Raw genomic sequence first — 24,176 nt, 5'->3', positions numbered from 1 at the left:
AGTGGTTGACTACGCAATTTTAAACGGACCGTGGTCCGCTTTATTCCCTGCCCCGCTAGAGTGTGACCTTGTGAACACTCGCCCCCTCCCGCACGCGGACGGTCGGGCGCTGTCTGCGGCGAACAGCCGGGCTCTCCCCCTGGCGGACGAACGACTCTCCGAACGGGGCGACGCAGCGCGCAATCGTTCCCGTCTGCTCGACGCCGCCGCCCTGCTCGTCGCCGAGCGCGGCGTCGATGCCGTGACGATGGACGCCGTCGCGGCGCGGGCCGGGGTCGGCAAGGGCACCGTCTTCCGCAGGTTCGGCTCCCGCGCCGGGCTCGTCCGGGCACTGCTCGACCACAGCGAGCGCGAGTTCCAGCAGGGCTTCCTGTTCGGCCCGCCACCGCTCGGCCCCGACGCCGAGGCCCTGGACCGGCTCATCGCCTTCGGTCGTGCACGCATCGAACTCGTCGAGGTGCAGGGCGAACTGCTCCGCGCGGCCGAATCCGCCACCGACTCCCACTACACCGCTCCCGCCCACCTGGTCTCGCTCGCCCACGTCGACGCACTGCTGCGTGCCGCCGGAGTCACCGGCGACACCCGATTGCTGGCGACCTCGCTGGTCGCGTCGCTCGAGGCCACCCTCGTGCTCCACCAGTGGCGCGAGCTGGGACATCCGCTCCGCCGACTCGCCGACAACTGGGCCGAACTCGCACACCGTGTCGTGACCGGTCGAGGTAGCCGCAAATCTGGGTCGAGCGCCGTACCGTAACGGCATGATTCGCACATTCCGGGTGCTCGCACTGGTCTCCCTGACAGCGGTGGCCGCCGCGTGCAGCACCGATTCGGATTCGGACGACGGCAACTCCGCGGAGGACCTCACCGGCCGCACCTTCGTCTCGACGAGCGTGACCGGCACGCAGATCCCGGGCGACGGACCGATGGTCGTCGAGTTCCCGGAGGACGGACGCATCTCCGCGACCGCCGGCTGCAACCGTTTCGTCGGCGGCGTGGACCTGGCCGACGGCCGAGTGAAGGCATCGGACCTGGCGAGCACGATGATGGCCTGCCTGCCGGAACGCGAGGGAGCAGACGCTTGGCTCACCACGCTGTTCGACGCCGAGCCGCGCTGGTCGCTCGACGGGGACACCTTCATGCTCACCGGCGACGACATCACGGTCTCGCTCGAGGACGAGAAGGTCGTCGACCCCGATCTGCCGATCACCGGCACCGAGTGGGTGGTGACCTCGCTGCGCACCGCCGACGCCGTCGTCAGGTCGGTCGCCCTGGAGAACGCCGCGCCGACGCTCACCCTGGCCGACGACGGCACCCTCACCGGGAACACGGGGTGCAACGAGTTCGGCGGCAGCGCCGAGGTGGGCGACGATGTCATCCTGTTCGAACCGCTCACCATGACCCGCGCGGCCTGCGCCGATCCCGAGCTCGCCGACATCGAGACGCACGTCCTGAACGTGCTCGCAGGTGAGACCACCTACATCGTCCGGGGCTCGTCGATGATTCTCACCGCAGCGAACGGCACCGACGGACTGGAGTTCACGGCCCGCTGATCCCTCCTCGGTACCGTGAGACCCATGCCGGGAGCAGTCCGCGTGGTCGTCGTCCTCGCACTGGGTGCGCTGCTGTCCGGGTGCGGAATGTTCGGGTCGTCGCCGTCCGACCCGATCGGTCGCCGTTACATCTCGACCGAGGTCGAGGGGCGGCCGATCCCCGGCGGCGGTCCGCTCCAGTTGTCGTTCCCCGCTCGGGAGCGGGTCGCGGCGTCCGCCGGATGCAACCGGTTCACCGGCACCGCGGACCTGTCCGGGAGCAGGATCCGCGCCGGGACGCTCGCGTCCACGAGAATGGCGTGTCCTCCCCCGCGCGACGGCGCCGACGACTGGGTACGGACGCTGTTCGCGGGCACACCCCGGTGGACTCTCGACGGGGAGGTGCTCACCCTGACCACCGGCGCGGTGACCGTCACCCTCACCGAACGTACGGACGGGCGCTGAGATCGTTCGACAGCGAATCGTTCAGTAACGCTCGACGAGCCAGCGGGCGAGTTCCTGCGCGCTGCGGTCGACCTGCTTCGGCCAGTCGAGCGCCGAATCGTCGGCCCGGTCGCTCACGTGCTTGACGAGTCGGCACGGCGCGCCCATGCGGCGGGCGGCGTAGGCAACTGCGAAACCCTCCATGTCGACAAGATCGGCGCGCGCGGACAGCGCGTCGCGGATCTCGGCGTCCGAGACGAACGAATCACCGGTGGCGAGCACGCTGCCGTCACCGTCGTCGATCTGCACGACGTCCTGCACGGGATGACCGAGGCTCTTCAGGATCTCGCTGCTGATGTCGTGGTTGATCGCGGCGGACGGCAGGAACAGTCCCGAGTGGTGGGTGTGCAACGCACCGGCGGTGCCGATGTTCACGACGAGCGGCCGCGCGTCGGCCGGATACCCCGCGAGCGCCGCGGTGACGGCCACCGCTGCGTCGACCTTCCCGATCCCGGTGATCACCGTCTCGTAGCGTTCCGGGACGTGCGCCGCCTCGGCGCGGGTCGCGGATACGACGAGGATCCCGTTCACGTACTACCTCCGAGTTCGAGGGTCGCGAGTGCCGCCCGGTGCAGCTCCCGCCCGTACCCGGCACCGTATCCCGCGGCGTGCACCGCCAGTGGATGCAGCTGGTGCACGGGCACCCGCTGCTCCCACCCGACGCGTAGCGGATGCGCCGCCTCGTAGCCGTCGACGACCCGGCCCAGGTGCGGGCAACCGAAGAGCGCGAGCATCGCCAGATCCGTCTCGCGGTGGCCGCCGTGCGCGGCCGGATCGATCAGGACGACGCCGCGCGGCGACCACAGCACGTTGCCGTTCCACAGGTCTCCGTGCAGGCGCGAGGGCGGATCCTCGTCGTCGAAGGCTCCGGCGGCGACGAGATCGCAGGCGGCCTCGATGTCGTGGCACTGACGGCCGGTGACGCTGCCCGCCTCGACCGCGATGCGCAGGAAGGGCAGCACCCGCTCTGCGACGTAGAACGATCCCCAGGTGTCGTGCACGGTGCGGCTCATGGGGCGGCGGCCGATGAACAGCTGCCCGTCGTAATCGTCGGGTGCCGCACCGAAACCGGCGGCGCCCACGTCGTGCATCCGGGCGAGTGCCGCACCGAACTCCCGTGCGGCCTCGGCGGACGGGGATGCCTCGGCGATCCGCTCGAGTTCGATGTGGTGCTCGCTCACCGACCGCACCGCCGCCACCGGCATACCGGCCTCGGCGAGCCAGGCCAGACCGGCCGCCTCGGCCCGGAAGAAATCAGGATGGGTGTGCGGGTCGTGTTTGCGGAAGACGTCTCCGGTGCTCACCCCGAAGAGTCTGCCCGACCGCACACTTCGTCCCGCCCTCTTCGCCCACCCTCTTCTCCGTTGTATCGCAGCAGTAACACAGGAACGCTAGGGTCGTGAAGATGACGAACCTTCGCGATCGGATCATCGAAGAACTCGGGGTGAAACCCTCCATCGACCCGCGCGCCGAGATCGACGCGCGGGTGCAGTTTCTCGCCGACTACCTGCGCAGCACTCCCGCGAAGGGATTCGTGCTCGGCATCAGCGGCGGGCAGGACAGCACCCTCGCCGGCAAGCTCGCCCAGCTCGCCGCGGAGAAGCTCCGCGCCGAGGGCCACACGGCGGAGTTCGTCGCGGTCCGCCTGCCCTACGGCAAGCAGGCCGACGAGCACGACGCCCTCGTCGCATTGGAGTTCATCGGAGCCGATCGCACTCTCGGTGTGGATGTGAAGCCCGGCGCCGACGCGACGGCTTCGGAAGCGGCTCGCGCGCTGTACGGCACCGAGACGCGTCTGCGCGACTTCGTGCGCGGCAACATCAAGGCCCGCGAACGCATGATGATCCAGTACGCGATCGCCGGAGAACTCGGCTACCTCGTGGTCGGCACCGACCACGCCGCCGAAGCGGTGACCGGTTTCTACACCAAGTACGGCGACGGCGGCGTCGACATCACTCCCCTGGCCGGTCTGACGAAGCGGCAGGGTGCGGCGCTGCTGCGCGAACTCGAAGCACCCGAGAGCACCTGGATCAAGATCCCCACCGCCGATCTCGAGGACGACCGTCCCGCGCTGCCTGACGAGGAAGCGCTCGGCATGGCCTACAGCGAGATCGACGACTATCTCGAGGGCAAGGACGTCACCGACGACCTCGCCAAGCGCCTCGAGGCCAAGTTCCTCGACACGCGGCACAAGCGCGTGATGCCCGTGGGGCCCTTCGACACCTGGTGGCGTGAGGATTAACCACCCGCGAAGGGCGGCAGGACGTCCACTCGGGACCCGGCCGGCCGGCCGAGGTCCCGGGTGAGTTCGCCCGTGCCGCCGTCGCCGGGTTCGAGCAGGAAGGCCGCCACCGACAGGACCCGCTCCATATCGGCGCCGTAACGATCGACGAGGACGGCACGCAGCGTGCCGAGATCGGCGCCTTCCGGCAGGTCGATCGTGTCCTTCTCGCGTCCGGCCGCATCTGCTGCGGCCGCGAAGTACCGCACCTCGATCCCCGTCGTCACCTCAGCCACCGATAGCTCCCATGCTCCGCTGCGGCGGCGCGAAGTCCGCCGCGTCCATGCCGTGTCCGGCCCACTTGTTCCACATCGCCCCGCGCCACAGCGCGGCGAGTTCGTCGTCGGTGGCGCCGCCCCGCAGAGCGGCGCGCAGGTCGGTCTCCCGGTCGCTGAACAGGCAGGACCGGACCGTTCCCTCGGCCGTCAACCGCGTGCGGTCGCAGTCGCTGCAGAACGACCGCGTAACCGACGCGATGATCCCGACGGTCGCCGGTCCGCCGTCGACGAGCCAGCGTTCGGCCGGCGCGGACGGGTCCTCGCGTTCGGTCTCCGTGAGCGTGAACCGCTGCCCGAGCACGTCGAGCAATTGCTGGGCCGGCACCATCTGCGAGCGCGCCCAGTTCTGATCGGCGTCGAGAGGCATCTGCTCGATGAACCGCAGTTCCACGCCCTCGTCCAGGCACCACGCGAGCAGATCGGCCGCACCTTCGAGGGTTTCCGGCATCAGGACAGCGTTGATTTTGACCCGACCCAGTCCGGCGGCCACCGCGGCGCGGATACCGTCGAGCACCGAATCGAGCCGATCGCGGCGCGTGAGCCGCGCGAAGTGCTCGCGGTCGATGGTGTCGAGGGAGATGTTCACGCGGGTCAGTCCGGCGTCCGCCAGCGCCCGCGCACGGTGCCGGAGACCGACCGCATTGGTGGTCAGCGCGATCGGCAGCCCCGGCGTCTGCTGCGCGCATCCGGCGACGATCTCCTCGAGATCGCGGCGCATGAGCGGTTCCCCACCGGTGAAGCGCACCTCGTGGACACCGAGTCGACCGGTCGCGATGCCCACCAGACGCACGATCTCGGCGCTCGCGAGCAGCTGGTCGCGCGGAATCTCGGGAAGGCCCTCGGCCGGCATGCAGTAGGTGCAGCGCAACGAGCACTTCTCGGTGAGGGACACGCGCAGGTCGCGGGCGATGCGACCGAAGCGATCGAGAAGCTCGGGCACGTCGGGCCGATCGGACGCGTCGTCTGCGCGATCGCGCACGACCGGGATGCCCATGTCCACCGCTGTCATACGACCATCGCTTTCATACAGCCCAGTATGCCCACAACCGCCGATCGTGACATCGCATCCGGACAGACGGGGCACACGCGGCGCGTCGTGGGCGGCGGGGCACGGCCCTCGTGTGCCTAGGATGGCGGCATGACGAGCGGCAGGCGGTCCGTGGAGGAACACGAACAGCACGTGGCGGCGTTGCTCGACCCGTTGCGGAAGAAGAGCCCATTGCGTGTGCCGCTCGCGCACGCGCTGCACCGCACCCTCACGGAGGACGTCGAGTCGCCGCTGGACCTGCCACCCTTCCGCAACTCCCAGATGGACGGCTACGCCGTCCGCGCCGGCGATCTCGCGTCGACCCCCGCCGACCTGCCCGTCCAGGGCGTGCTGGCCGCGGGCGACACCGTCGCGGCACTCGAACCGGGGCACGCTCTGAAGATCATGACGGGCGCTCCCGTCCCGGACGGCGCCGACGCCGTCGTCCCGGTCGAGGACACCCGTGCGACCACCCCCGACTCGGACGGCGCCGGCAGCGTGACCGTCGAGCGCAGCGTCACGCCCGGAGCCTATGTGCGTGAGGCGGGAACCGACGTCTGCAAGGGCGATCTGCTGCTTCCCGCGGGCACGGTCCTCGCCGCCCGACACATCGCCGCGCTCGCCGCCGTCGGCCTCACCTCGATCCCCGTCCGCGCACGGCCGCGGGTCGCGATCATCTCGACCGGCAGCGAACTCGTCACGGCCGGGAGCGAACTCGGGCCGGGCCAGATCTTCAACTCGAACGGACCGGCGCTCGCCGCGAGCGCGTCGGCCAACGGTGCCGACGTCGTGACCATCGACCACTGCCACGACGATCCGGAGGAGTTCGTGACGATGCTCGAACATGCCGTGGGCGTCGCCGACGTCGTGTTCACCTCCGGCGGAGTGTCGAAGGGCGACTTCGAGGTCGTGAAGGACACGCTCGCGCCGCGGGGCGGGCAGTTCGTCTCGGTGGCGATGCAGCCGGGCGGCCCTCAGGGCACCGCCGTGGTCGACGGCGTGCCGATCCTGACCTTCCCCGGCAATCCTGTCAGCGCGCTCGTCTCGTTCGAGGTGTTCGCGCGACCCGCACTGCGGGCCGCCGCCGGCTATCCGCCCGTCGTGTGCGAGAGCTTGCCGCTCACCGAGGATCTCACGTCGATCCCGGGACGCCGGCACTTCCTGCGCGGGCGACTCGACGAGAAGGGGGTGACCCCCTTCCGCGGGCACGGGTCGCATCTCGTCGCCGGACTCGCCGCCGCCGACGTGCTCCTCGACATCCCCGCCGACACCACCTCCCTCGAAGCCGGAGACCTCGTGAAAGTACGGATCCTGTGACCGACCTCAGCCACCTGGACGACCAGGGACGCGCCCGCATGGTGGACGTCTCCTCGAAGACCGACACCACACGGATCGCCGTGGCGGCAGGCGAACTCGTCACCACTCCCGAGGTGGTCGCGCTCGTCCGCGCCGACGACATGCCCAAGGCCGACGTCCTGGCCACGGCCCGCATCGCCGGCATCGCGGCGGCGAAACGCACCTGGGAGCTCATCCCCCTGTGCCACCAGCTGGCGCTGTCGTCGGTGAAGGTGATGTTCGACTTCACCGACACCTCGATCACGATCGAGGCCACCGCGAAGACCAAGGGCCCGACCGGAGTCGAGATGGAGGCGCTCACCGCGGTCGCCGTCGCCGGCCTGACCCTGCACGACATGGTCAAGGCCGTGGATCCGGCCGCCGTTCTCGACGGCGTGCGGCTGATCTCCAAGGAGGGCGGCAAGCGCGGCCACTGGACCCGTGACGACGCACCCGGCCGGGACGGGACCCCCGGGGCCGGCGAACAGCCCGTGGAGAAGACCGGACGCTCCGCCGCCGTGGTCGTCGCGTCGACCGGTGTCGCCGCGGGCACCCGCGAGGACCGCACCGGACCGCTCATCCGGTCGTGGCTCGAGGACAAGGGATTCGCGGTCCGCGGTCCCCTCGTCCACGCGGACGCCGACATCGCAGCCGGTCTCGCCGACGCGGTCCGTCCGGGCCCTGCCCTGGTCGTGACGACCGGCGGAACCGGGGCGTCGCCGACCGACGCGACCCCCGAAGCGACTCTCGCCCTGCTCGATCGTGAACTGCCCGGCATCGCGGAGTCGATCCGGCAGCGCGGACTCGAGGCCACCCCGCACGCCGTGCTCTCGCGCGGCGTCGCCGGTCTCGTCGGCCACACGGTCGTCGTGAACCTGCCCGGCTCGCCCGGCGGGGTGAAGGACGGTCTCGCCGCCCTCGCCCCCATCCTCGACCATCTGTTGGCACAAGTCGCAGGAGGCGGCGCTCATGAGTGAACTACTGGCCCGGATCTTCTCGGAACCGCTCGATCCCGCAACGGTGGACGCCGCGGTGGCAGGCGCCGAACACGGTGCGGTGGTGCTCTTCACCGGTGTCGTCCGCAATCACGACGATGGACAGTCGGTGACCGCGCTGCAGTACCAGGCACATCCGGATGCCGAAACGTTCCTGCGGCGGTGCTGCGAGGACGTCGCGGCGAAGTCCGGGCTCCCGGTCGCGGCGGTGCACCGAGTGGGCGATCTCACCATCGGCGATCTCGCGCTGGTCGCGGCGGTCGCCGCCCCACACCGCGCAGAAGCCTTCGCCACCTGCGCCGAACTGGTCGAACGCATCAAGGCCGAAGTGCCGATCTGGAAGCGTCAGCACTTCACCGAGGGTGCCTCGGAGTGGGTGGGTCTGTAGTCACATCAGGGACTGACGCACCCCGTGCGGTAGGGTGACATGGTTCGGGCGTCACGACGACGCCCACCGTCGTGGGATACCGGCGGACCGGGATCGTGCCCGGCCCGCATGCACAGATGCAGTACGCACAGATGCACCGGCCTTCCTTGCGGCGATCGCACAGCACCACGGGCACACGGTCCGTCGAGTGCACACACGCCGCATCGAAAGGCAGCGCTGTTCCATGACCACATCTTTCTCCGATCTCGGGGTGCCCCGCCCGCTCGTCGCCACGCTGAACGACGCCGGGATCACCAGCCCCTTCCCCATCCAGGTGGACACCCTCCCCGACACCCTCGCCGGTCGTGACGTGCTCGGACGCGGACGCACAGGTAGCGGTAAGACCCTGGCCTTCTCGATCCCGCTCGCCGCTCGCCTCGCAGGCAGGAGCACCAGGGCGGCAGGCCGTCCGCGTGGCCTGATCCTGGCTCCCACCCGCGAACTGGCGACCCAGATCGCCGCGGCCATCGAACCGCTCGCGCATTCGTCGGGTCTGAAGGTCACCACGATCTTCGGCGGCGTGTCGCAGAAGCGCCAGGTCGAGGCCCTCCGCCGCGGCGTCGACATCGTCATCGCCTGCCCGGGCCGCCTCGAGGACCTCATGCGCCAGAAGTTCGTGGTGCTCGACGACATCGAGGTCACAGTGCTCGACGAGGCCGATCACATGGCAGACCTCGGCTTCCTGCCCGGCGTCACCCGCATCCTGACGGCGACACCGAAAGACGGTCAGCGCCTGCTGTTCTCGGCCACCCTGGACAACGGCGTCGACAAGCTCGTCAAGCGGTTCCTGAAGAACCCGGTCATGCACTCGGTCGACGAGGCCACCTCCCCCGTCGCCGCGATGACCCACCACGTCTTCGACGTCGCGGGCATGGATACGAAGAAGGACCTCGTCCGCACCCTCGCATCGGGAACCGGTCGCCGAATCCTGTTCATGCGCACCAAGCATCAGGCCCGCAAGCTCGCCAAGCAACTCACCGACTCCGGCATCCCAGCGGTGGACCTGCACGGCAACCTCTCCCAGAACGCCCGCGACCGCAATCTCGCCGCGTTCTCGTCGGGTGAGGCGCGGGTGCTCGTTGCGACGGACGTCGCCGCACGTGGTGTCCACGTCGACGACGTCGAACTCGTCGTGCACGTCGATCCCCCGGCCGAGCACAAGGCGTACCTGCACCGCTCCGGTCGCACGGCCCGCGCCGGCAGCACCGGCGACGTCGTCACCGTCGTCCTACCCGACCAGCGCAGGGATCTCGCGGCCATCATGCGCAAGGCCGCCATCGACGTCACCCCCATCAAGGTGACGGCGGATTCCGAGCACGTGCTGAAGCTCGTCGGCGAGATCGCGCCGTACGTCGCGCCGGCACCGAAGCAGGCTTCCGCGCCGTCGCGTCCGCAGCGCAACGGCGGCAGCCGCCGTTCGTCGGCTCCCCGCCAGGGCTCCGGTTCGGGTCAGCGTTCCTCGTCGAGCGGACAGCGTTCCGCCGGTGGTCAGCGCTCCTCGGGTGGGCAGCGCTCCTCGGGTGGGCAGCGCGCGGCCGGCGGTCAGCGTTCGACCGGTCAGGGCGCCGCAGCTGCCACCGGTGGCCGTCGTCGTCCCCAGCGCCGTACCTCCGCCGCTCGCTGAGCCGAAGGGCCTGCCTTCCGCGTCAGCGGGGGTGAGTCGGCCTGCCGCCTCAGCGGGATGAATCGGCCTGCCGCCTCAGCGGGATGAATCGGCCTTCCGCCTCAGCGGGGCGTGAATCGGTGTATCGCGTACATCGCGTCCGCGGACACCGGTTCGGTCGGCACGCAGCGGAGTAGTCGCTCGCGTACGTCGTCGGATTCGAGATCGGCCCCGATGACGACGAGCTGCGTCCCGTCGGGCACGTCGTCGCCGCGACCCGCCGGTTCGAACCTGATGTGGTCGCCGACGGTGTGCAACAGATAGGTGCCGGTGTCCAGTCCGGCAGCGACTCGCACGTATCCCTTGATACGGAACACCCCTGCGGGCTGGTTCTCGAGGAGATCGACCAGCACGCGGGGGTGCAGTGCATCTGCTGACTCGAAGGTGATCGCGTCGTAGCCGTCGTGCAGATGGGTGTGCTCGTGGTCGTCCTGCTCGTAGAGCAACCGGTCGAGGGTGAGCTGCTCCCCCGGCTGCGGACCCGGCCGCTCCGGGATGTCGAACAGCAACGCCGGGTCGATGCGGCCGTGATCGGTCGAGACGACCGCGGCGCGGGAGTTGAGCCGGCACAGGCGCGTCAGCAGATCGTCGTGGGCCTCACCGTCGATCCGGTCGGTCTTGTTGATCAGCACCAGATCGGCGAGCGCCACGTGCTGTTCGAGCTCGGGATGCTGCTCGGCGGTCGCGTCGAACTCCACCGCGTCGACGACCAGCACGAGGCCACCGTAGGAGACGTATTCGTTCTCCGAACCGGCGACGAGCAGGATCATGTTGCGGGGCTCGGCGAGTCCACTCGCCTCGACGACGATCACGTCGAGATCGGACGAGCGGTGGGCGAGCTTGTCGAGCATCGCGTCCATGTCACTGACATCGACTGCGCAGCACAGACATCCGTTGCTCAGCGAGACCATCGAGTCGACCTGCCCCGCCACCATCATCGAATCGATGTTGACGGAACCGAAATCGTTGACGATCACACCGATCCGCGCACCGCGGGTGTTGCGCAGCAGGTGGTTGAGCAGCGTCGTCTTCCCCGCGCCGAGAAATCCGGCCACCACGATCACCGGGATCTGCTTCTTCGCCATGGTGGTGAGACTAGCCGTGCGCTCGTACGCGGTTCCGACGGCAACCGCCGCCGGAACCGCGCATCGGCAGCATCAGCTGCCGCGCTTGATCCACTCCTCGAGGTGCGGCGACTCGGTGCCGATCGTGGTGCCGTCGCCATGACCGGTGTGCACCTTCGTCTCCGCGGGCAGGACGAACAGCTTGTCGCGGATCGACCCGATAATGGTCGGGAAGTCCGAGAACGAGCGGCCCGTTGCGCCCGGTCCGCCGGAGAACAGGGTGTCGCCGGTGAACAGCTCACCCGCTTCCGGCAGGTACAGGCAGGTCGAACCCGGCGAGTGACCCGGCGTGGCGATCGCCTGGATGTCGGTTCCGGCCACCCGGATCCGCTCCCCGTCCTCGAGCGTGCCGTGCGCGACACCCGGGTGGGTCATCTCCCACAGCACGTCGTCGGCCGGGTTGAGCAGGATCGGCGCGTCGAGCTTCTCGGACAGCTCCGGCGCCACGGTGATGTGGTCGTTGTGTGCGTGCGTGCACACGATCGCCACGACCTTCCGTCCACCGACGGCGTCGATGATCGGCTGCGCGGTGTGCGCGGCGTCGATCACCACGACCTCGGAGTCGTCGCCGACGAGCCAGATGTTGTTGTCGACCTCCCATTCGCCGCCGTCGAGCGCGAAGGTGCCCGACGTGACGACCCGGTCGACGCGGATCGGCGAGGTGCTCACAGGACCACCACCGAACGGAGGACCTCACCGCGGTGCATCGTCTCGAACGCCTTCTCGACGTCGTCGATGCCGATGCGCTCGGTGACGAACTTCTCGAGCGGCAGGCGTCCCTGCTGGTACAGGTCGACGTAGGTCGGGAAGTCGCGCTCGGGCAAGCAGTCGCCGTACCACGAGCTCTTGAGCGAGCCGCCGTGCGAGAAGAAGTCGATCAGCGGCATCTCGAGGGTCATATCCGGGGTGGGTACACCGACGAGGACGACGGTGCCGGCGAGGTCGCGGGCGTAGAAGGCCTGCTTGTAGGTCTCCGGCCTGCCCACCGCGTCGATGACGACGTCCGCACCGAAACCGCCCGTCAGCTCCTTGATCGCCTCGACCGCGTCGACCCCGCTGGAGTTGACGGTGTGGGTGGCACCGAGGTCGGTGGCCCACTCGAGCTTCTTGTCGTCGCGGTCGACGGCGATGATCGTGACGGCACCTGCCAGGCGCGCACCCATGATCGCGGCGTCGCCGACACCGCCGCAGCCGATGACGGCGACGGACTGGCCGCGGGTGACTCCGCCCGTGTTGACGGCGGCACCGAGACCGGCCATGACACCGCAGCCGAGCAGGCCGACGACGGCCGGATCGGCGCTCGGGTCGACCTTGGTGCACTGACCGGCGTGGACGAGGGTCTTGTCGGCGAACGCGCCGATGCCCAGCGCCGGAGTGAGTTCGGTGCCGTCCTCGAGTGTCATCTTCTGGGTGGCGTTGAAAGTGTCGAAGCAGTACTGCGGCTGACCGCGCTTGCATGCGCGACACTGGCCGCACACCGCGCGCCAGTTCAGGACGACGAAGTCGCCCACGGCGACCGAGTCGACGCCCTCACCGACGGATTCGACGACACCGGCGGCCTCGTGGCCGAGCAGGAACGGGAACTCGTCGTTGATGCCGCCCTCGCGGTAGTGCAGATCGGTGTGGCACACGCCGCACGCGGCGATCGCGACGACGACCTCACCGGGGCCGGGATCGGGGATCACGATGGGCACGACCTCCACAGGCGCTCCCTTCGAGCGAACGACGACTCCGCGGACTGTTTGCGACATGCTGTCTCCGTTTCGTGATGCGACCGGCAGTATCCGGTGTTTCCGACTTCCGGTGATTCCGACCCTAGCCACTCCCGCGGCGCTCTGCTCCTGATCGTTCGGCGGGCCCGACCCAGCCGAACGGCCAGTCGCTGAGCGGCGAACTCGAATTGTCCGATTGGCGCATTTCCCTTGGATTTCGCGGCTCGGTGTTCGCGCCTGCATTTCTCCGTCGCCACCTCGGTAAACCCGTGTCGATGTAACGCTGCGAGCGACCTTCACGAAATCCGTTACGACCCGCCGCACTTCGGCGGGCCGGCAATTCCTCGGTCAGAAACGGATTGGTAGAGGCCCATGGCACTTCGAAAGTCGCTGTCGCGTCGGCGGATTCTCGCCGGCGTCTTCGCCCCCACCGCGCTCGGAGTCGTGGCAGCGGCCGCGATCGTGCTTCCGCAACAGGACACCCCCACCGTTGCCGACCCGTACCTCGCCGGCCTGGCGAAGACCACCGAATGTCACGACATGGTCAGCCTGGGTATCGGCGGTCGCGGTGACATCCCTCGCGACGAGTCGAAGATGCTCGTCGACGAGAACGGCAACCGCCTTCCCGCCGCCCAGCAGGGCGCCTACCGCAGCCATTGGGTCGAGCCGGTCATCAGCGCACCGCTCGAGAACCACGAGGCCGGCGACGGCTACGCGGCCATCTACATCGAGTACCCGGCCGACCTCGCCAGCTACGAGAACGCCGTGAACAAGGGCGCCGAGAACACCATCGAGGTCATGAAGGCCATCCGGCGGTCCTGCCCCGACACCCAGTTCGCCATCGTCGGGTTCAGCGAGGGCGCGGACGTCGCGCGCCGCGCCGCGATGCAGATCGGTGCGCAGGAGCAGAGCGAGGACGGTTCCTGGGAGATCATCGATCCCGACGCCGTCAGCGGCGTGGTCATCCTCTCCGACGCGGGCCGCGAGGCCGGAGAAGGCTTCTTCCCCGGCGCGGAAAACGGCACGAACCCCGACGGCTTCGATCGCCCCTACCAGCCGGGCAGCGACGCCGTTTCCGGACGCGGTGTCCTCCCCGACACGAACGGTGGTTTCGGTCATCTCGCCGGCAAGGTCGCCTCGTTCTGCTCCGAGGGCGACTTCACGTGCTCGGCACCCGAGAACATCGCGCTGATCGAACTGCTCGCGAACGTGGGTCGTCAGGTCAACGGCGACGCCCTCGAGCGTGAGGGACTGACCCCCGCGACCGGCGCCGACCTGGCCCAGGTCGTCGGCCGGGTCGCGCTGCTCGCCCTCGCCGACATCTCGGCGAATCCGGACTGGATGCGGTCGGACGAGACCTTCCTCGAGGTGCTGATCAAGGTCTCCGACCCGAGCTACGATCCCGCCGCCCGCCCCACCACGCCTGTGGCTGCCGACGCCGACTCCGGCGCCACCCGTGAGGACGGGGCCGAGGCGCCGATCCCCGCGGAGCGTCTGTCGAACCTGGCGTACCTGCCGGAGAAGATCGTCAAGGAGGTCGTCGGGTTCATCCGGAGCAACCAGAACACCCTCGCGGTGGTGCTTGCCGACCCGTACGACCAGACCTTCGGCTACGACCGTGAGAACGACGACCACTACGGGCACCACTTCGACTACTGGGACGACGACATCGACGGCAAGGGCACGTCCACCGTCGAGTACGCCGCCGCCTGGCTCGAGCACCTGGCCCGCCAGGCCAAGGAGGGCAACGCGGTCGATGCGAACAAGGTCGACAAGGCCGCGGTGCTGATGATCGCCGAGGAGACGGCGAAGGCCGAGACCGCCGAGGCGTCCACCACGCCGGAGACCTCGCCGTCCTCGACTGTGACCGACGATGCGACGGTCGCCGACAGCAGCGTGCCCACCCCCGTCGACGCTGTCCCGGCTCCCGCAGGCGACCCCGCTGCACCGGTGGCCCCGGCTGCACCCGAAGCGGGCGTGACGACAGCCACGCCCACCCCGATGACCACCACGGCTCCGGTCTCCACCCCGTCGGAGACCACGACTCCGGCCACGGGCGAGACCACCACGGGCGCCGGGTCGACCACCTCCTCCGGAACGCCCACGACGACCGTCGCCCCGACGACCACGTCGCCGGCACCGGCTGCCTGACCGTCCTCGACGGGCCACCCGCCGACCGAGAACTCGGCGTCAGCCCGCGGCGCGGACCCCGGCCTCTGCACCGAGAGCCGCGGCCTCACCGCGAGTGCTGACGCCGAGTTTTCGTAGTACGCCGGCCACGTGGAACTTCACCGTCGACTCGCTCACGCCGAGACGTTCGGCGATGACGCGGTTGCGCCGTCCGGCCACGAGATGTTCGAGGACCTCGATCTCCCGGGGCGCGAGCGCGGCGAGCGCATCGAGAGCGGGTCCGTCCGTCGCAGCGATCGGCAGGTCGAGCGGGAAGCTCACCGCGATCCGTGTGCCCCAGCCGGGGGTCGACTCGGATTCGATTCCACCGCCGAGGGTTTCGACGCGGTCGCGGAGCTGGCGCCCGAGTTCGACGACGTCGATCTCGCCGCTGCCGTCGTCACGCACGTCCACCAGCAGGGTCGAGTCGTCGCAGGTCCACGCGACGCGCACCCGCGTCACGTCGGTCTGACCGGACATCGCCAGCACGGCGCCCCGGGCGATCGCGCGGGCCGCGTGCGCGACCTCTCCGGGCAGTCCCCGTCCACCCACCGGCGGAGCGACCATCTGCAGGTCGAGCGGGCGGTGCCGCACCAGATCGCGCAGTTCACCGTGGAGTCGCGCGAACGCGGTGGTCAGTGCCTCCTCCGCGAGTTCGCGGTGCAGGTCCACCGCCGATCGCAGGCCGATCAGGGCCTCGGTCGCCGTCTCCCGCGCCGTGGTCCGGGCACGGGTGTCGTCGAGATCCTTCGACCGCAGGGTCGCGAGGATCGTCTCGAGGGTCACGGCATGGGATTCGGTGAGCTCGGCGACGGTGCGGGCCCGCTCCGCGGAGGCGGCCCGCGATTCCGCGAGATATGCCGGGCTGGCGGTGTGCACCTGCAACCGGATGCCGGTCGCGACCACGCCGAACGCCGCCCGCACGAGAACGAGGGCCGCGGAGGTGGCCCGGGCCCCGCGAGGCACGAACACCAGGAGCGTGTCGGTGCTGTCGAGGATCGCGCACACCTCACGATCGCGACCAGCGAGACGGAAGCTGCCGCGGCGGATCTCCCCCGCGACGAGGTCGTTCCGCACCCGGTCCAGCTCGGCGATGGTCACCCGGTCGACGATCGACGGGTCGCCGGCCACCTTCCGCGGCCGGCCGGTGCATTCCCTCGTGAAGATCACCAGGGCACTGTGCGGAGCGAGGTCGTCGACATAGGTGGAGAATCGCTGCGCGATCTCCGCGAGCGGACCGGTGAGGACGTCGCGCAGCTCGGCGATCAGGACCTCAGGGCGACGGGCAGCGGGACTCACATGCCCACGATATCGGCGTCCACCGGCGCCTTCCCGGAGGAGCCCCGGCCCCTGCCGACGCGTGCATCGCGTACTGCGCCACTTCGGCCCCTCGGACCCCGGCCGGCGGTAACATTCCGACCACTGGGGCGACTTCGATTCCTCGTCCGTGGGAGGTGCTGCGAACAGTGGCGGACCCCCGCGCGACGACGGGCACCGCGACCGCGATCGACGGTCGCGACGGGTTCCCCGCGACCGTGCCGGGTCTGCTGCTCGACCGGGTGTCCCGCTCCCCCGACTCCGTCGCCTACCTGTGCCCGGACGGTGAACGGTGGCGTCCTTCGACGTGGACGGACGTACGCCGCGAGGTCTTCGACCTCGCGGCGGGACTGATCGGTCGGGGTGTGGGAGCCGGATCGCGGGTCGCGATCTGCGCGACGACCTGTTATCGGACCGTCGTCGCCGACCTCGCGATCGCGTGCGCGGGCGGCGTCACCGTCCCGATCTACCCGGCGACCCGCGACGACGAGGTGCGGTCGCAGATCCGGCGTGCGCACACCGTCCTCACCGTCGCCGACCGGCCGGTCGCCGCCACCGACGTCCTGGGCATCGACGGACTCGACAAGCTCGCCGACGAAGGGCGCCGTCTGCTGCGCACCGACCCCGACGTCGTGGAGCGACGGATCGCGGCGTTGTCCCCGGACGACGAGGCCGCGCTGATATACACGGCGTGCGAGGACGGCCGCACCAAGGGCGCGTGCCTGACCCACCGGGGCACGACCTACGGCGCCCGTGCCGTCGCGCAGACCGGGATGATCTCGTCGTCCGACCGTCAGTTGCTGTGGTTGCCGCTCGCGCACGTCTTCGGCCGGTCGTTGCTGCTCATGGCCATGCACACAGGTGTGAGCACCGCCGTCGACGGTCGCGCCGACCGCGTCACCGCGAATCTGCGCACGGTCCGGCCGACCTTCCTGGGATCGGTCCCGCACGTGCTCGAGAAGATCGCCCGGCTGGAACGGGACGAGCTCGGGGGTCGGCTCCGCTTCGTCGTCTCCGGATCGGCGCGATTGTCCGAAGACGTCGCCCGGCGGTTCGAGCAGCTCGGTGTACCGGTGCTCGAGTGTTACGGGATCACGGAGACCTCCGGACCGTCGTGCGCGAACCTGCTCGGCGCGCACCGCCCCGGCACGGTCGGCCGACCACTGCGCGGCACGGAGGTCCGGATCGCCGACACCGGCGAACTCCTCATTCGGAGTCCCGGAGTGATGACCGGTTACCACGACGATCCCGCGGAGAGTGCCGCCGCGCTCGACGCCGACGGCTGGTTCCACACGGGCGATCTCGCCGAGATCGACGCCGACGGATTCGTCGTCGTGACAGGGCACCGCAAGGACACCTTCAAGACCAGCACCGGAAAGTACGTCGGCCCCACCGCGCTCGCCGACCGCTGGCGCCGGATGTGTCCGGGCAGCGAACTCGTCGTGGCCGGGGAGCTGCGCCCGTACTGCGTCGGTCTCGTGTTCACCACCGCGCCGGAACCGGTCGTCGCGGCCGCGCTGGAACAGCTCGACGCCCGATCGGATCCGTGGGAACGCATCCGCCGTTTCGTCACGGTGAGCGAGCCGCCGGAGACCGACGATCTCGACCCGGCCGGGCGTCCGATCCGGGATCGCGTGCTCGCCCGGTACGCCAGTCTCGTCGACGAGATGTACGCGAACGGTCGTCGCGCGGGCCAGGACGGGTCGCGGCAGACGAATGCCCTCTGAAGTAAGGTTCGCCTAAACGCAGGTCACCGCGCGGGCGGAGAGACCGGTCGTTCCGCCGTCCACGATCCCCTGCCGAGGAGAACGCACCCATGGCCCGTAGTCTTCGCCCCCTCGAGGTCTTCCCGATCACCACGCGGTACCTGAAGGTGCTCCGCGTGACGGACGTGAGCCCCGGGATGCGGCGGGTGACCCTCGGGGGCGAACAGTTGCGGGCGCACGTCGCGCCGAACGGATTCCCGGTGGAGGCGTTCCGGTCCGACGGTGTGGACGACGAGTTCAAGCTGATGTTCAAGCATCCCGAACTCGACGAGGCCCTCGGCCCCACCCAGGCCGACGGCGTGGTGAACTGGCCGCGCGATCCGAAGCTGCTCATGCGCACCTACACCGTCCGGCGCTGGGATCCGGCCGCCGGCGAGATCGACGTGGACTTCGTGCGCCACGGCGTGGGTCCCGCGTCGAGCTGGTCGTACCGCGCGGAACCCGGTGAGACCATCCAGATCGCCGGACCGAAGTCGTCGGCCGGACACCCGCAGGGCGTGGACTGGACGCTCGTGGCAGGCGACGAGACGGCGCTGCCGGCCATCGGGCGCTGGCTCGAGAACTGGCCGGAGGGTGCACGCGGCCGGATCTTCGTCGAGATCGCCGACGACTCGAATCGGCAGGATCTTCCCGTTCCCGCCGGTGTGGAGCTGACCTGGCTGAGCCGCGACGGCGCCGAGCCGGGCACGACCACCCTGTTGTTCGATGCCCTCCGGGCCGCCGAGTGGTGGGACGGCACGGTCTTCGCGTGGGTGGCCGGTGAAGCCCTCACGCTCACCCCGATCCGGCGGTGGCTGCGCAATGAGAAGGGCCTGCCGAAGGAACAGGTGGAGGTCACCGGCTACTGGCGTCGTCAGGAAGTCGCGGTGTCGGAGGCCGACGCCTCCCTGCCCGATTTCGAGACGACCGAGGACGAACGCGACCGTTTCGACGAATTGACCGAGATCGCACCGGGTTTCGCGCTGCGGGTCGCAGCGACCATCGGACTGGCGACGGCCTTCGACGCGTCGCCGCGCACCCTCGACGAACTCGTGGCCAAGACAGGGACCGACCGCACCGGTCTGGGCAAACTTCTCCGTTATCTCGTCGCCGTGGGGGTGGCCGAGGATCTGGGCGAGGGCCGGTTCCGGCTCACCGGCGTCGGCCGTGAACTCGAGGACGACCACCACCTCGAGGAACTGCGACTCGACGGTGTGCACGCGCAGCGGGAACTGGCGGGCATGCTCGCACTGCTCGCTGCCGTCCGCACGGGTCGCGGGGACGACGCACATCGGTTCGGCAAGAGCTTCGCGCAGCGCGTCACAGACGACACCGCTCTCCTGACGGATCGGTACGAGCAGGAAGCCGAAATGGCCGTCTACTTCGCCAGTGCCCTCGCGGCGAAGGTGCCCTCCGATGTCTCGACGATCGCGGTCTCCGGTGAGGCCGCCGGTTCCTACGCCCACGCCCTCGTCACGGCGAATCCGTCGGTACGGGCGACCGTGGTGGCCGCGCCGTCGGAGATCGAGGTCCTGCGTCGCGTCCACGGCGAGCACGAGCGCGTCGCCTATACGCCGGGCAGCATGCTCGAAACCCGCCCCGAACCGGTCGACGCGGTGCTGCTGACCGGGCGGTTGAACGAACTGCCCGATGCCGACGCCGTGCACGTGCTGCAGCAGGCGGCGGCGGGACTGAATCCGGACGGCCGGGTCCTCGTCTTCGGCACTGTGCTCGACGACATCGCCGGTGAGCACGACTACGAGGACGATCTCATCGACTTCGCACTCAGCGGCGGCGGTGGTCGTACGCACGAGGACCACCTGGCACTGTTCGAGGCAGCCGGCCTCGCGGAACCCGAGCGCACGACGGTGGGTTGGGGCATGACGCTGTACACGTCCACCGGCTCGGCGGGCTGAGATCGTGAGAATGCAGCGGCCTCGCGACGCGCGGGGCCGCTGCAGAACGACGAGAAGAGCTGCTGCGAGGAAGTCTCCCGCGAGGAATGTCTTCCGAACGGTGGACCTAGCGGGAGGCTTGTCGAAACTTGCCCCAGCGCTGGCACGGATGGTCGCGAGCCACAGGGCCATTCGAAGCGTGCGTGTCCACCAGGCGCACCGAGGCGGAGCCTTCCTCAGCTGTCTCGACCGGATGAGGTTCGTCAGGTTCCGGAAGTTCAGGGCCGAGCCGCGGAGGCGCTCCAGGCACCCGTTGACGGTCCCGGTCGGGCCGTTGCACGTGCCGGTCCGGTCGAAGAACGCGAGGATGTCTCGTGGACGAGACGCCGCGTGTCCGTCCCGCGCGAGAGCGCCCGGCTACCGCATCCCCGGCACCACGGGTCCGGCTCGGCGACGCGGCACTCGATCACCGCGCGATCCGGCTCGAGCAGCTGACCGACGGCCACAAGACCGAGCTCGTCGAGGTGTCAGAAGACGGTCAGGTCGGGGGGCGCGAAGGTAGCGTGGTGCACGTCGAGGTCTTCCGGCGGATGGTCAGTGTGAGAACTTCCATCATCGGAAGGCCTCGACTTTCATCCGGCGACCGACGCGCTCAGCCACCCACCCCCTCAACTGCGAAGAGCCACAACACCGGCCACACCTGTCGCCGATCGCGTGCGTACGCCCTTTGCGGTCCGCAAGAAAATGAGTACACTCATTAATGTGAGCGAGGTGCAGCAGCTTTCAGAGCGCGGACGGCGCCCGGGCGTTCGGGAGATAGAGTCCCGCCGCGAGCAGAACATGCGGCTCAAGCGGGAGCGAATCTTTCGCGCCGCGTCCGATCTGTTGCGTGCGCGCGGGTTCTCCGCGGTGACGACGCAGGAGGTGTCCGCCGCGGCCGGGGTCGCAGCGGGGACCTTGTTCCGGTACGCAGCGACCAAGAGCGAGTTGCTGCTCATGGTCTACAACGAGGCACTCCGGGCATCGATAGATGAGGGCGCCGCGCGTGCGGCGTTGACGCCGGATCCTGCCGCCGCGGTCTTCGCCCGCCTGCACCCCCTCGTCGTCGCTGCCGCACGTGAGCCGGAGAACAGTGCTGCGTACCAGCGGGAGCTGCTGTTCGGCCCTCACGACGCGAAGTTCCGGGCCGAGGGCATGGCGTTGATCTTCGAGCTCGAGGCGTCCCTCTCCGACACGCTACGACGCGCCGCTCCGACCCTCAGCGACGGGGAGGCACGCGTCGCAGGATCCTCGCTGTTCGCCGTCACTCATCTCGCGATCGCTCGGATGACGGCCTCGGACATCCCCGAGGCTGACGCGATCGACGACCTCAGACGTCAGGTCACGCTCATCGTGACCGGCGTGCTGCACACACCCCGGCGGCCGGATCCGCCGCCCGAGAAGGAATGAAGGAAACAGAACAATGAGCAACATCACACACGTGACCGTCCTGGGAACCGGAGTCCTCGGCACCCAGATCGCCTTCCAGACCGCCTACAGCGGCTTCCAGGTCACCGCATATGACATCAGCAGCGATGCCATCGAGGCAGCCAAGAAGCGGTTCGACGCTCTCGTCACCACCTACAAGGACGACGGAGTCGCGGGGGCAGCCGAGGGGAAGGCGGACGAGGCGCTCACCCGCGTCCGGTTCTCCTCCGACCTCGCCGACGCGGTCGCGGACGCGGATCTGGTCATCGAGGCGATCCCCGAGGTACTGTCCATCAAGCAGGACACCTACCGAAGGCTCGGCGAGCTCGCACCGGAGAAGACGATCTTCGCAACGAACTCGTCGACACTTCTGCCCAGCGACCTCAAGGACTCCACCGGACGCCCCGCCAAGTTCCTCGCGCTGCACTTCGCGAACCGGGTCTGGAAGTTCAACACCGCCGAGGTGATGGGCACCGCCGACACCGATCCGGCCGTGTTCGACGAGGTCGTCGCCTTCGCCGGCAACATCGGGATGGTTCCGATCCCCGTGTACAAGGAGAAGTCCGGCTACGTCCTCAACTCGCTACTGGTGCCGTTCCTCAACGCCGGGTACGCACTCGCCGCCGGCGGATACGCCGAGCCGAAGGACATCGACAACGTGTGGCGGATCGGCACGGGAGCGCCGATGGGCCCCTTCCAGATTACCGATGTCATCGGCCTGGTCACCCCGTACAACATCCTCGCCCACGGCGGGGAGGAGGACCAGGCGCTCGCGGCCTGGCTGAAGAGCGAGTACATCGACCACGGCAAGCTGGGCGTCGCCACCGGCGAGGGCTTCTACACCTACAACTGACCCACGACCGCGGCAGAACAGTCCACGAGAGGACGTGCAAGCCAGATGTACTACAGCAGTGGAAACTACGAAGCCTTCGCCCGCCCCCGCAAGCCCGAGGGAGTCGAGAACAAGACCGCCTGGTTCGTCGGCGCCGGGCTCACCTCGATGGCCTCGGCGGTGTTCATGATCCGCGACGGGCAACTCTCCGGCGACAAGATCACAATCCTCGAGCGCCTGGACCTGCCCGGCGGCGCGCTGGACGGTATCAAGAAGCCGGACAAAGGGTTTGTCATCCGCGGCGGGCGCGAGATGGAAGACCACATGGAGTGCCTCTGGGATCTGTTCCGCACCATCCCGTCGCTCGAGGTCGACGGATCCGTCCTCGACGAGTTCTACTGGCTCAACAAAGACGACCCCAACTACTCACTCAACCGGGTCACACACCGGCAGGGCGAGGAGTTCGTCACCAACAATGAGTTCGGCCTGAGCGAGAAAGCTCAGAAGGAGTTGGTCAAGGTCTTTCTCGCCTCGCGTGAGGAGATGGAAGACAAGCGCATCGACGAGATCTTCGGTGAAGAGTTCCTGAGCAGCAACTTCTGGCTCTACTGGCGGACGATGTTCGCGTTCGAGAACTGGCACTCCGCACTCGAGCTGAAGCTCTACCTGCACCGGTTCGTGCACCACATCGGCGGGCTCCCCGACCTTTCGGCGCTGAAGTTCACAAAGTACAACCAGTACGAATCGCTCGTGCTGCCCATGTACCGCTGGCTCCTGGACCAGGGCGTGAGATTCGAGTTCTCCACCGAGGTCACCGACATCGACTTCGTTTTCGACGGCGACCGTAAACAGGCCACCCGCATCCACTGGACAAAGGGCGGCGTGCCCGGCGGCGTCGACCTCGGTCCCGACGACCTCGTGCTCGCCACGATCGGTTCGCTCACAGAGAACTCCGACGACGGCACCCACCACAATGCGGCCAGACTCGACGAAGGTCCCGCGCCGGCGTGGGACCTGTGGCGGCGCATCGCGGCCAAGCACCCCTCTTTCGGACGCCCCGAGGTGTTCTGCGGCGACATCTCGAAGACGAAGTGGGAGTCAGCGACGGTCACCACCATCGGCCCTGAGATCCCGAGGTACATCAAGAAGATCGCCAAGCGCGACCCGTTCTCCGGCAACATCGTCACCGGCGGCATCGTCACCGCGAAAGACTCGTCCTGGCTGCTCAGCTGGACAGTCAACCGCCAGCCGCACTTCAAAGCGCAAGCACCCGACGAGATCGTCGTGTGGGTCTACGGCCTGTTCGTAGACGTGCCCGGCGACTTCACCGGCAAGACAATGCAGGAGTCGACCGGCGAAGAGATCACCCAAGAATGGCTCTATCACTTGGGTGTGCCCGTCGAGGACATCCCGGAGCTCGCGGCAAACGGCGCGAAGACCGTGCCTGTGATGATGCCCTACGTCACCTCGTTCTTCATGCCCCGCACCGCCGGTGACCGCCCCGACGTGGTGCCCGAGGGCGCAGTGAACTTCGCGTTCATCGGCCAGTTCGCCGAAACCACGCGCGACACGATCTTCACCACCGAGTACTCGGTGCGTACTGCGATGGAGGCCGCCTACCAGCTGCTGGGCATCGATCGCGGCGTGCCGGAGGTGTTCAACTCCACCTATGATCTCAGGTTCCTGCTCGAGGCCACCGCGCGCTTGCGCGACGGCGAGGAGATAGAGCTCCCCGGCCCGAAGTTCGTTGGCAACCGCATCATCAAGCACCTCGACCACACTCAGATCGGACAACTCCTCACCGACTTCGGACTCATCCCCGAGCTCGACGGCACGACGAAACGAGTCCGTGCCGATGACGCCGGAGCCTGACCCG

Annotated in this window: 22 protein-coding genes and 2 pseudogenes; 14 read left to right on the top strand and 10 right to left on the bottom strand. The window is 68.9% G+C overall.

The annotated features are described in order from the left end of the window. Positions 1-109 precede the first annotated feature (109 nt). Genes M3330_RS19755 through M3330_RS19745 form a run of 3 tightly spaced genes read left to right on the top strand, consistent with a single transcriptional unit; the run spans position 110 to position 1,994 of the window. The gene (locus M3330_RS19755) at positions 110-754 is read left to right on the top strand and encodes a TetR/AcrR family transcriptional regulator (RefSeq protein ID WP_024101427.1); all 645 of its coding nucleotides are present in this window, start codon (positions 110-112) and stop codon (positions 752-754) included. A 4-nt stretch (positions 755-758) separates the two neighbouring features. Then, positions 759-1,550 carry an META domain-containing protein gene (locus M3330_RS19750; RefSeq protein WP_255026055.1) on the top strand — a complete coding sequence of 264 codons (792 nt, stop codon included), beginning with the start codon at positions 759-761 and terminating at the stop codon, positions 1,548-1,550. A gap of 24 nt (positions 1,551-1,574) precedes the next feature. Further along, a complete protein-coding gene (locus M3330_RS19745; protein WP_039586033.1) occupies positions 1,575-1,994 on the top strand; it encodes an META domain-containing protein in 420 nt (139 codons plus the stop codon). Positions 1,995-2,015: 21 nt separating this feature from the next. On the opposite strand, the gene M3330_RS19740 is transcribed toward M3330_RS19745, so the two are convergent. Beyond that, positions 2,016-2,564 (bottom strand): nucleosidase, encoded by a 549-nt coding sequence (locus tag M3330_RS19740; protein WP_071935374.1) that lies wholly within the window; start codon positions 2,562-2,564, stop codon positions 2,016-2,018. Beyond that, a complete protein-coding gene (locus M3330_RS19735) occupies positions 2,561-3,337 on the bottom strand; it encodes a fructosamine kinase family protein (RefSeq protein ID WP_248690361.1) in 777 nt (258 codons plus the stop codon). The genes M3330_RS19740 and M3330_RS19735 overlap by 4 nt, the downstream gene beginning before the upstream one ends. A 101-nt stretch (positions 3,338-3,438) precedes the next feature. Between M3330_RS19735 and nadE the strand changes: the two genes are divergently transcribed. Further along, positions 3,439-4,275: an ammonia-dependent NAD(+) synthetase gene (nadE, locus tag M3330_RS19730; protein WP_006550380.1), complete on the top strand. Its 837-nt coding sequence runs from the start codon at positions 3,439-3,441 to the stop codon at positions 4,273-4,275. Here nadE and M3330_RS19725 read toward each other — a convergent pair. Next, positions 4,272-4,550 (bottom strand): MoaD/ThiS family protein, encoded by a 279-nt coding sequence (locus M3330_RS19725; RefSeq protein ID WP_006550379.1) that lies wholly within the window; start codon positions 4,548-4,550, stop codon positions 4,272-4,274. The two genes, nadE and M3330_RS19725, sit on opposite strands and share 4 nt — an antisense overlap. After that, the gene (gene moaA, locus M3330_RS19720; protein ID WP_039586034.1) at positions 4,543-5,601 is read right to left on the bottom strand and encodes a GTP 3',8-cyclase MoaA; all 1,059 of its coding nucleotides are present in this window, start codon (positions 5,599-5,601) and stop codon (positions 4,543-4,545) included. The genes M3330_RS19725 and moaA overlap by 8 nt, the downstream gene beginning before the upstream one ends. A 129-nt stretch (positions 5,602-5,730) precedes the next feature. Between moaA and glp the strand changes: the two genes are divergently transcribed. The 4 genes from glp to M3330_RS19700 all read left to right on the top strand — a co-directional run bounded on the left by glp (position 5,731) and on the right by M3330_RS19700 (position 10,000). Beyond that, complete coding sequence (gene glp / locus M3330_RS19715) at positions 5,731-6,936, top strand: gephyrin-like molybdotransferase Glp (RefSeq protein WP_255026046.1); 1,206 nt, start codon at positions 5,731-5,733, stop codon at positions 6,934-6,936. Next, positions 6,933-7,931, top strand: coding sequence for a bifunctional molybdenum cofactor biosynthesis protein MoaC/MoaB (gene moaCB / locus M3330_RS19710; protein ID WP_255026044.1), 999 nt, complete (start codon positions 6,933-6,935; stop codon positions 7,929-7,931). The genes glp and moaCB overlap by 4 nt, the downstream gene beginning before the upstream one ends. Beyond that, the gene (locus M3330_RS19705) at positions 7,924-8,337 is read left to right on the top strand and encodes a molybdenum cofactor biosynthesis protein MoaE (RefSeq protein WP_255026042.1); all 414 of its coding nucleotides are present in this window, start codon (positions 7,924-7,926) and stop codon (positions 8,335-8,337) included. Before moaCB ends, M3330_RS19705 begins: the two co-directional genes overlap by 8 nt. A 223-nt stretch (positions 8,338-8,560) precedes the next feature. After that, positions 8,561-10,000 (top strand): DEAD/DEAH box helicase, encoded by a 1,440-nt coding sequence (locus M3330_RS19700; RefSeq protein ID WP_200358270.1) that lies wholly within the window; start codon positions 8,561-8,563, stop codon positions 9,998-10,000. Between the two features lie 101 nt (positions 10,001-10,101). Here M3330_RS19700 and M3330_RS19695 read toward each other — a convergent pair whose 3' ends face one another. The 3 genes from M3330_RS19695 to M3330_RS19685 form a co-directional block, all read right to left on the bottom strand. Continuing rightward, a complete protein-coding gene (locus tag M3330_RS19695; RefSeq protein WP_039586042.1) occupies positions 10,102-11,124 on the bottom strand; it encodes a GTP-binding protein in 1,023 nt (340 codons plus the stop codon). Between the two features lie 72 nt (positions 11,125-11,196). Then, the gene (locus M3330_RS19690) at positions 11,197-11,832 is read right to left on the bottom strand and encodes an MBL fold metallo-hydrolase (RefSeq protein ID WP_006550373.1); all 636 of its coding nucleotides are present in this window, start codon (positions 11,830-11,832) and stop codon (positions 11,197-11,199) included. Next, positions 11,829-12,914 carry an S-(hydroxymethyl)mycothiol dehydrogenase gene (locus M3330_RS19685; protein WP_255026039.1) on the bottom strand — a complete coding sequence of 362 codons (1,086 nt, stop codon included), beginning with the start codon at positions 12,912-12,914 and terminating at the stop codon, positions 11,829-11,831. The genes M3330_RS19690 and M3330_RS19685 overlap by 4 nt, the downstream gene beginning before the upstream one ends. Positions 12,915-13,247: 333 nt before the next feature. Here M3330_RS19685 and M3330_RS19680 point away from each other — a divergent pair, with 333 nt between their 5' ends. Next, positions 13,248-15,026, top strand: a complete 1,779-nt coding sequence (locus M3330_RS19680; protein WP_019288440.1) for a cutinase family protein — start codon at positions 13,248-13,250, stop codon at positions 15,024-15,026. Positions 15,027-15,065: 39 nt separating this feature from the next. Here the strand turns inward: M3330_RS19680 and M3330_RS19675 are convergent, their stop codons facing one another. Then, positions 15,066-16,343 (bottom strand): LuxR C-terminal-related transcriptional regulator, encoded by a 1,278-nt coding sequence (locus M3330_RS19675; RefSeq protein WP_006550370.1) that lies wholly within the window; start codon positions 16,341-16,343, stop codon positions 15,066-15,068. Between the two features lie 167 nt (positions 16,344-16,510). Here M3330_RS19675 and M3330_RS19670 point away from each other — a divergent pair, with 167 nt between their 5' ends. Together M3330_RS19670 and M3330_RS19665 are read left to right on the top strand one after the other, a co-directional pair. Next, on the top strand, positions 16,511-18,088 hold the full coding sequence (locus M3330_RS19670; protein ID WP_052040091.1) for a long-chain fatty acid--CoA ligase: 1,578 nt from the start codon (positions 16,511-16,513) through the stop codon (positions 18,086-18,088). An 89-nt stretch (positions 18,089-18,177) separates the two neighbouring features. Then, positions 18,178-20,022 (top strand): siderophore-interacting protein, encoded by a 1,845-nt coding sequence (locus tag M3330_RS19665; RefSeq protein ID WP_033097708.1) that lies wholly within the window; start codon positions 18,178-18,180, stop codon positions 20,020-20,022. 207 nt (positions 20,023-20,229) lie between these two features. On the opposite strand, the pseudogene M3330_RS19660 reads toward M3330_RS19665, so the two are convergent. Together M3330_RS19660 and M3330_RS19655 are read right to left on the bottom strand one after the other, a co-directional pair. Next, positions 20,230-20,385: pseudogene (locus M3330_RS19660) on the bottom strand (ISL3 family transposase); the annotation flags it as partial. 32 nt (positions 20,386-20,417) lie between these two features. After that, positions 20,418-20,573: pseudogene (locus tag M3330_RS19655) on the bottom strand (ISL3 family transposase); the annotation flags it as partial. 190 nt (positions 20,574-20,763) lie between these two features. Here M3330_RS19655 and M3330_RS19650 point away from each other — a divergent pair. The 3 genes from M3330_RS19650 to M3330_RS19640 are packed head-to-tail and all read left to right on the top strand — an operon-like array spanning position 20,764 to position 24,172. Beyond that, positions 20,764-21,450, top strand: coding sequence for a TetR/AcrR family transcriptional regulator (locus M3330_RS19650; protein ID WP_230811593.1), 687 nt, complete (start codon positions 20,764-20,766; stop codon positions 21,448-21,450). 13 nt (positions 21,451-21,463) lie between these two features. After that, positions 21,464-22,321 carry a 3-hydroxyacyl-CoA dehydrogenase gene (locus M3330_RS19645; protein WP_006550366.1) on the top strand — a complete coding sequence of 286 codons (858 nt, stop codon included), beginning with the start codon at positions 21,464-21,466 and terminating at the stop codon, positions 22,319-22,321. A 45-nt stretch (positions 22,322-22,366) separates the two neighbouring features. Next, complete coding sequence (locus M3330_RS19640; protein ID WP_255026032.1) at positions 22,367-24,172, top strand: oleate hydratase; 1,806 nt, start codon at positions 22,367-22,369, stop codon at positions 24,170-24,172. The last annotated feature ends 4 nt before the right edge of the window (positions 24,173-24,176 follow it).

The organism is Rhodococcus sp. GA1, from assembly GCF_024321955.1.
GTDB lineage: Bacteria > Actinomycetota > Actinomycetes > Mycobacteriales > Mycobacteriaceae > Rhodococcus > Rhodococcus pyridinivorans.
The sequence above is the reverse complement of the archived record's forward strand: the minus strand, read 5'-3'. Positions and strand labels throughout refer to the sequence as shown.

Excerpts from the sequence above, each read along its gene's own strand:
- M3330_RS19750 (WP_255026055.1), top strand. The coding sequence starts at position 759 with ATGATTCGCACATTCCGGGTGCTCGCACTGGTCTCCCTGACAGCGGTG.
- M3330_RS19745 (WP_039586033.1), top strand. The coding sequence starts at position 1,575 with ATGCCGGGAGCAGTCCGCGTGGTCGTCGTCCTCGCACTGGGTGCGCTG.
- nadE (WP_006550380.1), top strand. The coding sequence starts at position 3,439 with ATGACGAACCTTCGCGATCGGATCATCGAAGAACTCGGGGTGAAACCC.
- moaA (WP_039586034.1), bottom strand. The coding sequence starts at position 5,601 with ATGACAGCGGTGGACATGGGCATCCCGGTCGTGCGCGATCGCGCAGAC.
- glp (WP_255026046.1), top strand. The coding sequence starts at position 5,731 with ATGACGAGCGGCAGGCGGTCCGTGGAGGAACACGAACAGCACGTGGCG.
- M3330_RS19705 (WP_255026042.1), top strand. The coding sequence starts at position 7,924 with ATGAGTGAACTACTGGCCCGGATCTTCTCGGAACCGCTCGATCCCGCA.
- M3330_RS19700 (WP_200358270.1), top strand. The coding sequence starts at position 8,561 with ATGACCACATCTTTCTCCGATCTCGGGGTGCCCCGCCCGCTCGTCGCC.
- M3330_RS19695 (WP_039586042.1), bottom strand. The coding sequence starts at position 11,124 with ATGGCGAAGAAGCAGATCCCGGTGATCGTGGTGGCCGGATTTCTCGGC.
- M3330_RS19685 (WP_255026039.1), bottom strand. The coding sequence starts at position 12,914 with ATGTCGCAAACAGTCCGCGGAGTCGTCGTTCGCTCGAAGGGAGCGCCT.
- M3330_RS19680 (WP_019288440.1), top strand. The coding sequence starts at position 13,248 with ATGGCACTTCGAAAGTCGCTGTCGCGTCGGCGGATTCTCGCCGGCGTC.
- M3330_RS19665 (WP_033097708.1), top strand. The coding sequence starts at position 18,178 with ATGGCCCGTAGTCTTCGCCCCCTCGAGGTCTTCCCGATCACCACGCGG.
- M3330_RS19645 (WP_006550366.1), top strand. The coding sequence starts at position 21,464 with ATGAGCAACATCACACACGTGACCGTCCTGGGAACCGGAGTCCTCGGC.
- M3330_RS19640 (WP_255026032.1), top strand. The coding sequence starts at position 22,367 with ATGTACTACAGCAGTGGAAACTACGAAGCCTTCGCCCGCCCCCGCAAG.